General features: G+C 43.1%; 8 protein-coding genes. 6 read left to right on the top strand and 2 right to left on the bottom strand.

What is annotated here, in order from left to right; translation table 11 throughout:
- Nucleotides 1-108 precede the first annotated feature (108 nt).
- From DVG78_RS12295 to DVG78_RS12270, 6 genes are all read left to right on the top strand, one after another.
- On the top strand, nt 109-1,989 hold the full coding sequence (locus DVG78_RS12295; RefSeq protein WP_114461370.1) for an RICIN domain-containing protein: 1,881 nt from the start codon (nt 109-111) through the stop codon (nt 1,987-1,989).
- Nucleotides 1,990-2,084: 95 nt separating this feature from the next.
- Nucleotides 2,085-3,545: a thioredoxin-like domain-containing protein gene (locus DVG78_RS12290; RefSeq protein ID WP_114461369.1), complete on the top strand. Its 1,461-nt coding sequence runs from the start codon at nt 2,085-2,087 to the stop codon at nt 3,543-3,545.
- A gap of 81 nt (nt 3,546-3,626) precedes the next feature.
- Complete coding sequence (locus DVG78_RS12285) at nt 3,627-4,556, top strand: hypothetical protein (protein WP_114461368.1); 930 nt, start codon at nt 3,627-3,629, stop codon at nt 4,554-4,556.
- A gap of 113 nt (nt 4,557-4,669) precedes the next feature.
- Nucleotides 4,670-7,621 (top strand): LamG-like jellyroll fold domain-containing protein, encoded by a 2,952-nt coding sequence (locus tag DVG78_RS12280; protein WP_114461367.1) that lies wholly within the window; start codon nt 4,670-4,672, stop codon nt 7,619-7,621.
- Nucleotides 7,622-7,949: 328 nt separating this feature from the next.
- Nucleotides 7,950-10,313 (top strand): LamG-like jellyroll fold domain-containing protein, encoded by a 2,364-nt coding sequence (locus DVG78_RS12275; protein WP_158550017.1) that lies wholly within the window; start codon nt 7,950-7,952, stop codon nt 10,311-10,313.
- 98 nt (nt 10,314-10,411) lie between these two features.
- A complete protein-coding gene (locus DVG78_RS12270; RefSeq protein ID WP_114461365.1) occupies nt 10,412-10,816 on the top strand; it encodes a GxxExxY protein in 405 nt (134 codons plus the stop codon).
- Between the two features lie 307 nt (nt 10,817-11,123).
- Here DVG78_RS12270 and DVG78_RS12265 read toward each other — a convergent pair whose 3' ends face one another.
- Both DVG78_RS12265 and DVG78_RS12260 read right to left on the bottom strand, forming a co-directional pair.
- Nucleotides 11,124-11,345, bottom strand: a complete 222-nt coding sequence (locus DVG78_RS12265; RefSeq protein WP_199563239.1) for a DUF433 domain-containing protein — start codon at nt 11,343-11,345, stop codon at nt 11,124-11,126.
- Nucleotides 11,346-11,724: 379 nt separating this feature from the next.
- A complete protein-coding gene (locus DVG78_RS12260) occupies nt 11,725-15,129 on the bottom strand; it encodes a DUF7133 domain-containing protein (protein ID WP_114461363.1) in 3,405 nt (1,134 codons plus the stop codon).
- Nucleotides 15,130-15,149 lie beyond the last annotated feature (20 nt).

Genomic DNA, 15,149 nt, shown 5'->3' with positions numbered 1-15,149 from the left:
TTTCAATCTCGCTTCTCTTTTCGGTCGCACTTTTAAAGTTTTGGCCATTGCCTTGGTTAATGTCTTTGCCTCTCTTTCGAGTCATTTACCTTTTAACTTCTCAAAACAATGAAAAACAGAACACTTTATTCTAACGGCTTATTGAGTTTGCGCTCACTGTGGTTGGTACTTTTCACCGTTTCACTGGCTCAGGCGCAGCCCGTCAAACTGGTCAACCGGTGGAAAAATGAAACCATAGGCATTGCCAACGGCAAGCCCGTAAGCACGGCTACGGCCACCGATACATGGCTCATTGAAAAGACGGGGGAAGGCGATTTCGTCCGCCTCAAAAACACGACGACTGGCGCGTATCTGCACAATCAAAACGACCTGCTCGAAGCTGGAGCCATTCAACCGGGCTGGTGGAGTGCTCAATGGACAATGACGGCCGTGGACGGTCATTTTCAGATTGTTAACCGTTGGAAAGGCACGTATCTGCACAATCAGAACGGCCCGCTCGAATTGGGTGCTTTAGGTGACCCCGGCTGGTGGAGTGCGCAGTGGGCTATTAAAGAAGATAATTCGACCGCAAGTAAAAATATTGAAGAGCCCAATCTTCAGGCAGTTGCACTTGAAGATACTATTTATGAAGATATTCCGGATATGCCCCAAGCGGACATTACGAAAATAATGAATTGGTTAAAAGTAAAAGTTATCTCTGAAAAATTGCCGTTTTGTTGGAGACAAAGTTATGGTAGAGGCGCAGGGGAAATAGCAAGTGCATGCCCCCCCGGCACTGAAAAAGACGGGGCCTTATGTTATCCATTACCCCAAAAAGGGTATAAAGGAGTAGGTCCGGTATGTTGGCAAACATGTCCCAGTGGTTTTCGTGATGACGGTGCATTTTGTGCTAAACCAGCTGCTTATGGTAGAGGATCAGGATATGCTGCATGGAACGAAGAAAAATGTAAAAGTGAAAACCCTACTCTCGGATGTGAAAAAAACGGTGCCATGTGGTATCCAAAATGTCAACAAGGTTTTGTGGCTGTCGGATGTTGTATATGCTCACCTCAATGTCCCCCGGATTTTGGTACAGATATTGGCGTTTCGTGTACGAAGAAAACCTATACCAGAGGAGCCGGTACTATTTTAGAATGTCCCCCGGGGCTTGTTAGAGATGAAACCGGTGGTCCTGCCGGTTTATGTTATCCCAAATGCCGTCCTGGATTTCATGGAGTGGGTCCTGTTTGTTGGCAAGATTGCGACCCAAATTGGGTTGATTGTGCGGCTGCCTGTTCAAAAACTGCAACAGATTGTGGCTTTGCTGCTTTTGAGCAAGTGCTTTCTGTTGCCACAGTTGCCGCAAATATTGCCATTTTGGTTTTAACTGGACCTGGTGGTGCACAAGCAGCAACTTTATTAGAAAAAGGAGGCACAGAATTGGTTAGAGTAGGAGTTACATCAGCCAAAGCAGGTACTTCAGTAGCTGCTGGTGGTTCCGGATATTTAGTAACTGCCAAGGCTGCGGGAATATTGGCTAAGGCAAAAATTGGTGAAGCATTTATGAAAGCAGTCAATCTGTTACAAAATGTAAAACCTTCAAATTTGGAAAAAGGAGCTTCTGTGGTTAGGAGAATATATCAGGCAAGAACCGGCACTAAGTTATCTCAATCTATCACCACATTCAAGGTGACGAAGGCCAGCTACACCGCCTTGACGGATTATAGAAAAGCGTTTGCCGATAATTTTATAGAGCAAACAAGTATTGCCATCAATAAAGAAATGGATGACAATTTCACTCCCAAAACGGCAAGGTACTTAAAAGAATATTGGGCTACTATTCAAATAAAAGAAGTGGCAGAAGCCAATAACTGGCAAATAGCCCAAGTAACGATGGCAGTAGCTTCTATTATTGATATTACCGGTGTAACGGGTTTAATAGCTGCTTTTGCCAAGCCAATTTGCCAAGACGTAGTTGCTTTTCCCAAATTATCACAATCGTATAAATAAGCAAAAAAGCAAGGGCTATGGATCGGGAAACCGTTTCTTAGCCCTTGCTTTTTTACCACGAATTACTACAATCAATCACTTCATTCAATCAATCTATGAAATTAGTATTTTTACTCTCGTCATTTTTTGTGTGTAGTTTTTTACATTTTGCCAAGGGGGCAGATGCCAAATTTTCAGTTGATGGCTATCAAATTAAGATCAAAATAGTATCCAAACAGCCTACAAAAATTTATTTTGGTCGCTATAAGGGCAATAATGTTGAGTTTTTAGATACTTTATCAACAAATGAAAATAGTGAAGCTATATTTTATGGCGAGACAAAACTGGCAGCCGGTATTTATTTTATAGGGTATCAACCGCTTCAGGAAAATTTAGATTTCTTGATTGATAAAGAACAACACTTTGAAATGATTATCAATGATAGTAATCCAAACTATGTAGTTACAGAATTTAAGAATAGCTCAGAAAATAATTTGTACAACTACTATAAAGGCTATATTTCTGAGCAATCGTTTCTTATTGAATCACTTCGACTTAAACTATCCGACCCAAATTACAGCAAAGATTCCAGCGAATTGATTAAAGAATTAAAAAATATTGATAAAAAAATACAAGACAAACGAAATGAGATAATTGCCAACAATAAGACAAGTTTTTTAAGCAAATTACTATTGACTTTAAAAGACGTTGAGCTACCCAAAGACCTGCAAAAACCAAGCAATAAGGCTGATTCGTTAAAAACATTAAAATATCTATCCAATCACTTTTTGGACAATGTTGATTTGTCCGATGGTAGATTAATTTATACGCCTTTTTTTGAATCAAAAGTAGATACTTACTTTTTAGAGTACATGGATTTGAATGCCGATAGTGTGATTGTTACTTTAAAAAAAATGCTTAATAAAGCGGTTATTGATAAAACCATGACCGAATGGCTGCTTTCTAAACTATTGAATGGCAGTATTAGCCATTATTATAAATGGGATGAATCTGTCTATATATTTTTATTTCAAAATTACATATCGGATAATAAATATGACTGGCTAAATGACAGAAGCCGTGAGTTTTACACCGAAAAAGCGTTGTTTTACATGTCGATCAGTAAAGGAAAAAAAGCAACAGAAATCCTTTTGCCGAGCATTACAGATAACGAAATCTCATTACTAAATACTAAGGCTAAATATACCATACTAAGTTTTTGGGATATAACCTGCCATCACTGCTTAGAAACTTTACCCAAATTAGATTCAATTTATCAGGCAAATTGGAAGCAAAATGGCATAAAAATATTTTCAGTTTGTGTAAGCGACCAGGAGTTTAAGGGCGAATGGAGAAATTATATAAATAAGTCCCAATTACAAACCTGGAACAATGTATTTAATTCGATTGACCTCAACGATAACTCAGCAGGTTTAAGCCGAAACTTGGTTTTGCAAAACTACAATGTATGGTATTACCCTACTTTTTTCTTATTAGATGAAAACAAACACCTAATGGCTAAAAAACTAAGTTATGTTCAGATTGTTAAATTGTTGGATAGCGTCCTAAAAAAATAGACGTTTTCCCATGATTCATCTATTAATCCTCACAAAGAAAATATGTAAATCAAATACCAAATTTTTAAACAATCAATCTCCATGAAAAAAACGACTATTTCCTACCTTCTTATTCTATCTTCAGTCACTTTTATGACTTTTGGGCAGAGTATTACGGTATCTCCAAGTATTTTGAGTCTTCAAAGTACAGGAGTGGGCGATGTTGGTATCAGTGCTTACCGTGCAAACAATGGAGAATTACCCGTCACGAGCGGAAGAGTTTTGTTCTTTATTCATGCAAGAGGAGAAGCAGGAGCTACGCCAAATATACCCAACGCAAGGATTATTATTGCTGCAGAAGAAAACTTTACCGCAACATCAAGAGCTACTGGCATATCTTTCGATATCACAAAACCTAATACAAACATATTTCAACGGGCCATGAGATTATCCTCCAAAGGCTTTCTTGCCATTGGTAATCTTACGCCCAACGCTCCTTTGCAATTTGAAAATTCCATTTCGAACCGTAAAATTGTGATGGTCGAACAAGCCGACAACGACCATGAGTTTACGGGGTTTGGCGTGGGTGGAGGCATTCGTTACCAAATACCTAATACTGCGGAGGCTCATGTATTTTATGCAGGTGCAAGTGCCAGTAACTCCAACGAACTCATGCGGATACAGGGCAATGGCAACGTAGGCATCGGAACGATGAGTCCGACTGATGCAAAATTGCATATTGCATCAGTCGACAATGCCCTGCACGTAGAAGGTGGTATAAAAGTATCGGGCAGTAGCCCTGCGGCACTTCGGTTAGAGGCAAATACCAATGTGTTTTCTATGCCTATACCCACCACATCGGCAAATGCCCAAACCGATTTGATATTTGTTACCCGTGCCACAGGTATTGCTGGAGGAACGAGTACTAGTTATTATGCCCAATGGACTGGCTCTGATTGGGAAATCAGACGGGAAGACAATGGCACTATAACGGGTGGTACAAATATTAATGTGTTGGTAATAAAGCAGTGAAACGACTCATTCCAAATCCCAAAAGTACATTTTAAACTTCAATTCGCTAAACTGCATAAATAAACCAATAAATTCCTTAATTCCCCCTTTGGGGGTTAGGGGGCTTTTAACCCATGAAGAAACCTTTCCTTTTCCTACTTTTCTCCCTAAGTATATTGTCGGCATCAGCCAGAATATTGAGCGTTAGGGCTACTTTAAATGGGGCGAATATGGTGCCTGCTAATAACTCTACCGGTACGGGTACTTTAATAGGCACTTATGATGATGTTGCTAAAGTATTGAGCTTTACCATTACCTATTCGGGCTTGTCAAGTAATGTGTTTAATGGGTGTATTGGCGTAGGAGCTGTTAATGAAATTGGTATTTTTATAGGTTGCAAAAATGTACTTACAAGTCCTACTACAACCACGATTGGGCCATTCTCAGATGCCCATTCCACGGCTATTTTATCAGGTAACGCATTCGTAGTGTTAGAGACTCAATCTTTGAATGCACCCGAAATCAGAGGGAAATTAAACATTGGTGTAGATGTTTTTGACAACGCCGCTGAAAATGCTTTTTATGGAATCGGCGGCTATTCCTTTTCGCAATATACATTTCCCGCTGGCTTACAACCTACGCCTTATGTGCATTCAGGGCCTTCGCCTCAAAACGATTTTACTTATGTAATCACTACCAATGGCGGTGCAATTATAAATTCAGCTGGGGTTATCTCTACCACCAACACCAATGCCAATATCAATATTGAATTAAAAGGCAATAATGTCCGAAAATTTGCCTGCAAGGTTTATGCTTATATAACAGATGCTACAAGTTCAAGCAGTAATATTATCAACGTAACTGCCACTACTAATTTGGGAAATATATTTACACAAACAGCCAATATTTCTGGTACATTCGTAGGCTTTAATGTGAATGGCAACGAGAACGAATACCTAATTTCGGTTGTAGCCCAATTTCAATCTACCCCAAGTCCTGCGGCTAAGATAGCCTTATTCAATATTATGGCTGGTGACAACAGCCCCCAAAATGTTGCTCTCAATTTCGATGGCGATAATGATTATGTATCAATACCGAGTAATGCAGGCAATAATACGGGCAATTATGCCAGCTTTACGGTAACTTGTTGGATAAAACCCGATGCTACCCAACCCAGTTCTGCTATTAATGCTGACGAAAACGATATTCTCAGCAAATGGGCAGGGCTTGATGCTGGTGCTAACAATAATTACCCTTTTGTAGCCAGGTATTTGAACACTACGCAAGCCGATGTGAATAAACGTGGCAAAATTTTGGTAGGAATATGGGATGGTACCCATTTCCCAACTATCGTTTCTACCACTGCTGTCAATGATGGGAAATGGCATCATGTAGCCTTTGTAAAAACGAATACTACGAATACCTTAACGCTTTACATTGATGGGGTGTTTAATGGCAGTATTACCAATACTATCACAAATACCACTATCAATACAACCCCTTTGCAGATTGGCAGACGTGGTAATGGTCAAAACTATTTTAGAGGTGATATTGACGAAGTACGCATCTGGAGTTCAAACAAATCTCAAGCTACTATTCAAGCCGAGATGTTTTGCAAAAACCCTAATACCACTGCCCTGCAAGCAGCCTATAATTTTAGCAATGGTGTACCGCATGGCAATAACTCGCTGATCACCCAAGTGCAAGATGCCAGTACAAGTGCCAATCATGGCACATTACACAACTTTGCCAAAACAGGCGATGCCTCCAATTTTATGACAGGGCAAGTGAAGTATGTGTCTGGTTCTTTCAGCGGTGCCGACAATGGAAGTTCGTGGGCAAATGGTTTTGATAACCTGCAATCTGCCCTCTCCAATAATACTTGCAACGACCTTTTTGAAGTTTATGTTGCCAAAGGCTTTATGGATTATAAGCCATCAACCATTGGCAATATCAGCGAATCTTTCAATATCCCATCAGGTATGAGGATTTACGGGGGCTTTGCGGGAACGGAAAAAAGCATCAACGAACGCAATTTGGCGTTAATTCATAGCACACATCAAACTACACTTTCTGGAGATTTATTTGGTAATGATAACGCTTTTAATTTTTCTGCTAATCGAAATGATAATTCGATTCTTCCTGTAAAAATTATAGGAGATAATGTTGTATTTGATGGCTTTACAGTAAAAGGGAGTAGCTCAATTGGAGTTGGCATTTATATTACGGGTGCAAACGCCACCATTAAGAACAGTAGAATCATTGACAATGCATTTATTGGTTTGAATACTATTGGAGAAAACACTACAATTTCACATTGCTCATCTACTGGAAATAATACGGTTGGTATTTTTATTGAAAATTCAACAGCAATTATTAAAGAAAGCTTGATTGCAAATAATGGATCAGATGGGATTGAAATTTATGTAAGTAATGGAACTCGACGGACAAGCATTACAAATAGTACCATAGCCTTCAATGCAGATAATGGAATTAAGGTTAATTCAAATGGTGGTACATCAACGAACACCCTAAAAAATAGCCTAATTTATGGCAATGCTTCTGGCGGAATATTGAATGTTTTTACTGATGGTCCATTAAGCAATACTATCAATTATAGCTTGGTGCAGGGCTTAACCACTGGTCCTGGCAATTTGAATGGCAATACGGTTAATCCACAGTTTGTGAGTCCTTTGGCAAATAGTGTGCGGAGTGATGCAGGAGATTATCGCCTGAAATGGTGCAGTAAAGCCATCGGGGCAGGCACAAACACCGGCATCAGCCCCTTAGATTTAGACCGAAATCCAAGAAATTTCAACGGTACCGCTGATATGGGGGCATACGAGTTTTTGGGCAATACGCCTTCACAAGTCAATAACAGCAACATCACAGGCACCATAGACGCACCCACCTACACAGGCGGAGCCATCCAAACCATCACCTCCACGGCCAAAATCTTAGCCCCAGCGGGTAAGATAGATTTTAAAGCACCGAATGCCATCCTTTTATCACCAGGCTTCGAGGCACGGGGCATGGGTAAGTATTTTGAGGCAAAAATCGGGGCCAATGTGGCGTGCAGTAATTAAAAAAATCCGTGTATTATCCTCCGTGTTCTAAAATAGCACACGGATAACACGGACGGTTGGCCGCTGCCATTTTCAAGCACGGATTTTAAAAATATTGCCTAAATTTCATTAAAATAACAGGCTAAAACCCATGAAAATCTCATTCCTTTTCCTACTCATCACTTGCTCGTGGGCAGCACAGGCACAAATTGTGGCCTTCAACTTTGCTCAGAGAAACACTTTTTATGGCATTGGTGGCTATTCTTTTACGCAACAAACCTTCCTTAATGGCGTACAGGCAAACCCTTACGTAGTTTCAGGACCTTCTCCTCAAAATGATTTTAGCTACGTGGTATCTGCCACGGGTGGAATAAAAAATATCTTAAACGCTATTTCTACCAATACCACCAATACCTCTATTTCTATAAAGTTTAATGGAAATAATGTAAGGAAATTTTCCTGCCAACCGGTGGCACTTAATGCAGGTGGTATCAATGTTACGCTTGATGACATACAACTAACAGCCACCACAAATTTGGGAAACACTGCTACTCAAACGGGGGGCTTTAATAGTGGTGCTTTTGTAGGGTTTAATGTTACCGGCAACGAAAACGAATACATTGTTTCGATCACCGCTGCTTTTCCAACTGCTCCAAGCCCTGCCGCCTTAGTTTCACTTGCGGGAATTATGGCAGGCGACAATACACCCCAAAACGTAGCCCTCCATTTGGATGGCGTTAATGATTATGTTTCGATACCAAATAATGTTGGCAACTTTGCCGCCAATCAAGAATTTACCGTAACTTGTTGGGTAAAGCCTGACGCTACGCAAACAGATATTGGGCAGCAAGACAATGACTTTCTTGAAAAATGGGATGGAACCGGTGGCTATCCGTTTGTTATGCGTTATTTGAATCAAACCGCAGGAGCTAACAACGGAAAAGTACAAATTGCCAGATACGATGGCACAAATGGCCCTAATATTATGTCAACTGCCAAAATAAATGATGGCCAATGGCATCATGTAGCCATGACAGTAGCCTCCGGCAGCCCTAAAACCATGAGTTTGTATATAGATGGCATTTTGCAAGGCAGTACAACTGATAATACAAATGCAACTACCACTAACAATTCACCCTTATACATTGGGGTGAGGGGTGTGCAAGGGAGGTATTTCAAAGGTGAAATAGACGAAGTACGCATTTGGAATGTTGCCAAAACCGCCACACAAATAGCCGACGAACGCTTTTGCAAAACCCCCAATTCTACCAATTTACAAGCTGCTTATAATTTCAGCAATGGCGTACCGCATGGCACAAATACCCTCATTAGCCAAATAAACGAAGCCTCAAACAGTGCCAATAACGGTACATTAAACAACTTTGCTAAAACAGGTGATGCTTCCAATTTTGTAACGGGGCAGGTGAAATATGTGAATAATACACCTAATATTGGCAACAAAAATGGTAGCTCTTGGGCAAATGCCTTTTCCAGCCTACAATCTGCCCTAACAGCTAATACCTGCAACGATCTTTTTGAAATTTATGTAGCCAAAGGTACCTCAGCTTACAAATCTTCTACCACAAACGATATCAATGATAATTTCAATATCCTATCGGGGATGAGAATTTACGGTGGTTTTGCGGGAACTGAAAAAAGCATCAACGAACGCAATTTGGCATTGATAAATAGCACTAATGAAACTACCCTTTCAGGCGATTTAGGAAGCAATGACACCCCTTTTGTTTCTACCTCAAATCGAAATGATAATTCTTTTTTCGTTGTAAATATTGGCAATGACGTTGTTTTTGATGGATTTAAAGTCATTGGGGGGCGTCATGCTGGTATATATAGCAACTCCGTAACCTGCAAAATAAATAATTGCAGAATAGCAGATAATGAAGTGGGCTTAAATTTTAGAGATTCAAGAAAAATAGTCGCAAATTGCATAATAACAGGAAACAATGGCCATGGAATATATGACGATTTAGGTGAGACTTCAAATTATCAAAATTGCTTGATTGCTAATAATGGGCATCACGGAATTTCTTTTATAAATTACTATTCGGATTTAAATATTATCAATTGCACTATCGCTTCAAATGGTAGTAATGGAATATCCATTACTGCCGATTTTAGTCCTACCCCTTTTGTTAATAAAATAAAGAACACTATCATAAAAGACAATGCTAATGGTGGAATTTCAAATACCATGCAAGCGGCTACAACTAATACTTTCACCAACAGCTTAATACAAGGCGAAACCGGCACTGCCAATGGCAATTTGGTGGGTACTACCAATCCACAGTTTGTAAGTCCGGTAGCAAATACGGTGAAGAGTGATGCAGGAAATTATCGCCTCAAATGGTGCAGCAAAGCCATCGGTGCAGGAGATAATGCAGGCATCAATCCCTTAGATTTAGACCGTAATCCAAGAAATTTCAATGGCACAGCAGATATGGGGGCTTATGAGTTTTTGGGCAATACGCCCTCACAGGTCAATAACAGCAGCATCACGGGTACCATAGACTCACCCACCTACGCAGGCGGTGCCATTCAGACTATCACTTCCACTGCCAAAATCTTAGCTCCTGCCGGTGCCATAGATTTCAAAGCGCCCAATTCGATAACACTAAACCCGGGCTTTGAGGCAAGGGGCATGGATAAGTATTTTGAGGCAAAGATTGGGGCCAATGTGGCGTGCAGTAATTAAATCCGTCTAAATCCGTGTCATCCGTGTTCCATTATTGTCGTTAAATGGAACACGGATGGCACGGATGCAAGCAACACGGATTTTTAAAGTTTTATTTTATGCTGAAGGAAACAAAACATAACGAACTGACGGAGCAAATTATCAAAGTATTTTATGACGTTTACAACGAATTGGGCTTTGGATTTTTGGAGAAAGTATATCAAAACGCCCTGTATTTAGAACTCAAAAGTAGAGGCTTTAAAGTGGAAGCCCAGAAACAAATAAAAGTACATTTCAAAGGCTATGAAGTAGGCGAATATTACTCCGATTTGACCGTAAACGATGCCATTATTTTAGAGCTAAAAGCCGCCGAAGGTATTGTAGTTGCCTTTGAAAATCAATTAGTAAACTACCTACGAGCCACTAATATTGAAGTAGGACTCCTCCTAAACTTCGGCAAAAAGCCAGAACTCCGCCGCAAACTATTCGACAATGACAAAAAAAAACTGAAAAAATCCGTATAAATCCGTGCTTGAAAATGGCAGCGGCCAACCGTCCGTCTCATCCGTGTTCCATTATTGTCGTTAAATGGGACACGGATGACACGGATTCTGACGAAACACGGATAAGGCATTGCAATCATGAAGTCATAGCATCCAAACAAAAAACCGCCGCAAAGCCTTATCTCTGTGGCGGTTAGTTCAAAAAAGTCAATACTGATTAGTACCAGATTTTTATATAATTTCGACTTACCTCAATAACATTATGGGTACCCTTTCTCTGCTAACCAATCGGAAAGTAGGATAGGCAATTGCTCATCAATCAGAAACTTCATGCCGCGATTGGGTAGGTACGAAAATGCGCCAACAAGGCTGCATACTCCAAACAAGCCTGAATATCTTCAATCTCTAAATTTGGGTAATCTTCCAATATTTCACTTTGTGTCATCCCACTTGCCAACAGTTCCAAAACGGTGGCAACTAAAAGCCGTGAACGACGAATCGTTGGCTTTCCATGACATATTGAAGGGTCGATAGTGATGCGCTCAAGCATAATAATTGTCTATTTGTACACAAATATATTGAAATTTATCTGGTCAACTCCACTGAAACCTTATCCCAATTTCACCCCGCTTTAAAACCCTCTTCATAGCTTGCCATCAGGCGGCCCGCTGCGTTTACCCGATAAATCAACTCTACCTGCACCAATACACCGCAGCCTTCCTGTTCTTTAAGGATAGAGACAATTTGTGTCTTGGTGAATTTTACGGTCGGCCGCTGCCGTCTTTTTCATATCAGTCTAAAACTAATTAAATTTTTCTAATTTTGAACTGTCCTATTTTTAGAGATACTTACACTTACAAAACACAAAAAAACCGCCGCAAAGCCCAGGCCTGCGGCGGTTACAATTTTGAACGAATAACGTCTCCGTCCTACTTTTTCAAATTCGCTAAGTACTCGATTACATCCCGAATCTCTCTTTTGGAAAGCAATGAGCCCATCGGCGGCATACCTGAGGGCATGTTTTCACGTTTGGTGATGCGCGCCACGGGAATCACCAACGGCTCGGCGTCGGAGGTATTGATGGTTAGCTCCTCGGCGGTTTCTTTGGCCAACGTACCGTTGACCACCTGCCCGTCTTTGAGCGTGATCGAAACTGAACCGAAGCCCGGCGCAATGCGCGCACTTGGCTCCACGAGCGCCTGCAACAGCTGCTCACGGGTAAGCACATCGCCAATGTGCGTCAGCGAGGGGCCTACCGCACCGCCCGTACCACCCACCGCATGGCAGCGCACGCATTGAGCGGTGGAGTTGGTGTTGAAGATGTTGCGGCCCTGAAAACGGTTGCCACCGTACATCGTTTCAGCGTATTCATCCAAGGCCGAAGCATTGGGTTTGAGCGACGCCATTTTGGTTTTTAAGGTCGCTACACCCGAGGCATCTACGGCTTCTTTCAATTCCAGTGAGAGGTTGGGTGAGAGTTTTTTGGCGGCCAATTGGTCAATCAAATCGCCCAAAATCACCTGCGTTTTGTCGGCTTCCATTTTACCCAACACTTCCAGCATCTTTTGCTGCTCACGCACCGTGCCTTTGGTAAAGATAGAACTCACGATAGCGGGTAGGCTTTCTTTGGTTACGTTTTTATTGTCCAACAATCCCAACGCCACGGTACGCACGCTTTCGTCTTTGTCGTCCATGCCTTTCTTGATGAGGGCGTCCATTTGGGCGTAGCTTAGTTGATTCAGCGCGGGCAAAATCGCGGCTTTTACTTTGGGGTCAGTTGTGGCGTCGTAAAGTTCAGCCAATTGCGCGTTGGCGCTCGTAATTTTCAAATCAGCCAGCAAACCTGCGACGGCAATCAGCGATTCGGAATTTTTCTCTTTCAGAAAATTAGCGACATGCGGCGTAACTTTGGTCCGTACGCCATCGGGGTCGCGTTCGATTTTGCCACGGTAGCGACCATCCACGCGGTCGAGTACCGACGGATTCGCCCACGTACCCAAAGTGGCCAAGGCTTCCGCTTTTACATCATCTTTAATGTCGGTGCGGGTAGCAAAAGCCACCAACATATCCAATTCTTTGTCGGTACCCACGCGCAAGGCGGCGTTGATGGCACGGCGCAGAATCACGTCAGACGTAATGCTTTTATCCTGCAATTTCGCGGCCAACGCAGGCAGCGCTCCCGGAATCGAGAGGTCGTCGTTGATACCGCGCGCGGCTTCGGCCACAATGTATTCGTCTTTGTCGTTGAGAAACAACGCTATGTTATCATTTTTCATCCGTCTTAGCACCAATACCGCCGCCGTACGCAGGGCTTTGCTTGGGTTATTGGCCAAGGCGACCATCGGCTCTGCTTTCCCGATTCTCGACAACGCCAACACGCCCGCGTGACGGATGTACACGTCTTCGTCATTGTTGGCCGCAATCATCTCAATCAGCGGCGTTACGGCATCAGCGTAGGCAATGCGTCCCAAGGCCTCAGCGGCATAAAAACGAACGCGTGGGCTCGTGTTTTTGAGCAACGGAATCAGCTCACTACCCGCCGTAGCGATGCGAGCATCTCCGAGCATTTTGGCCGCCTGCGTAATGATTTCGGGGTCTTTGTCTTTCAACAAAGGTAACAATGTCAACGCATTGGCTTTGTTGACGCGGGCCAATTGCCCCACGCCCCAAATGCCATGTATCCGTGCCAACTGACTTTGGGTTTGGTCAATGGCTTTGGTCAACATCGGTGCCCCTTTTGCGCCCCGGCTCACCAATTCAAACTGCGCCTTTTGACGAATCCGCATATCCACATTCGACAATAGCGAATACAGCATATCCTCACTTTGCGAAGCGTAATCTAGCTGAATCAGGCGTTTGGTTTCCTGACGCACCGCCGCCAAATCATTCTTTTCTTTGGTTACGTCGAGTTTCCATACGCGACCGTAATTTTTGGTATCCCAGCCGTTAATCCAGTCGGCTACGTACAGCGCACCGTCGGGACCAAATTTAATACCCGTGGGCAAAATACCGCTGACAATGTCTTTTTCACCATCCAATTCAAACGACGCACCTTTGGGTTTGAGGCCAAATGACCAAATGTGCGAGCGCGTAGGTGTACCCACAAACTCCACCAAGAAAAACTTCTTTTTCCAATCTGAACCCAAAGCCGTACCGGGATTGTAAACCATGCCCGTGGGGCCGTTGTGGTAGTTCATTATGGGCGGAATGATGTAGGCCGCCTGCCCGTCCCAACGAGGCTTAAATAGCTTTTCGTCCATCCACACCTTGTATTTGTTGTTTTTGGGATCGGTGTATTTTCCGTACTGCCAGTTGGAACGCCAACCCGCATCGGAACCTTCCACGACGTGAACCAATCGCTCACTTTCGCCAGGGTGGTCGCCGTCGTTGTCGGAAGAAATCAGGTTTCCGTACTCGTCAAACACAAACTCGTGGGTGTTGCGCAGGCCGTGGGCAAAAATCTCAAAATCGCTGCCGTCGGGGTTGGAGCGCGCAATGATACCCGAGTTGGGATGCTCATGTTTCTTTCCATCGGGAGCGGTGATGTTGGCCCCAATGTCTCCGATATTCCAATAAATACGGCCGTCAGGTCCTTCAATAACGCCTGACATACCGTGTCCACCAAAACCGATGTGGACCCCGTAGCCGTGGCTAATCGAAGTTTTTTTGTCAATGATGCCGTCACCGTTGCGGTCTTCGAGTCGCCACAAATCGGGGGCTATCCCTACAAACATATCCTTGGCGCGCACCAACATTCCACCCGCTACGTCGGTAACTTCTTCGTAAAAGTCTTCCAATATACGGAGCGAAACATCCGCGATTCCGTCGTTGTTGGTATCTTCCAAGCGCCAGATTTCGTCTTTTTCCACGGCCAAATCACGCCAATCGTGCGAGCCATCTTCGTTGAGGTCGGCCAACCACGAATTTTCGGCGGAGCGCTCAGGAGCGAAGGTTTTTCGCAAAAACGCCCGACGGTCTTCCACGGTTTGCAGACCGATGGATTCAGTCATCCAGTCGCGGTGCCCACGAATATCGAACTCCGAGTTTTTTTGGCGATTGGTGCGGTTGAGGTACACGCGTCCCTTGTCGTCGATAGACATCGCTACGGGGTCGGGGGCGAGCGAATCAGACGCCCAAAGGCTCATTTGCAGCCCATCGGCCAGTTTTATGGCCGTTTTCTCGCGAATTTCCCGAGCGTTAGCCAACGCCTTTGCGGGGTCTTCCTTGATCATCACGGGTTGGCTGCTGCGCGGCATTTTCATACATGAAACCACCAGAAAGGCGACTCCAAGCGATGCCGAGAGTTGAATCTTAGCCTGTTTATTTAAATGCATGGGTTATTGAACGTTATATG

It is taken from the genome of Runella aurantiaca, from assembly GCF_003339505.1.
In the GTDB taxonomy this organism is placed as follows: Bacteria; Bacteroidota; Bacteroidia; order Cytophagales; family Spirosomataceae; genus Runella; species Runella aurantiaca.
This window is presented reverse-complemented; position numbering and strand designations above follow the sequence as displayed.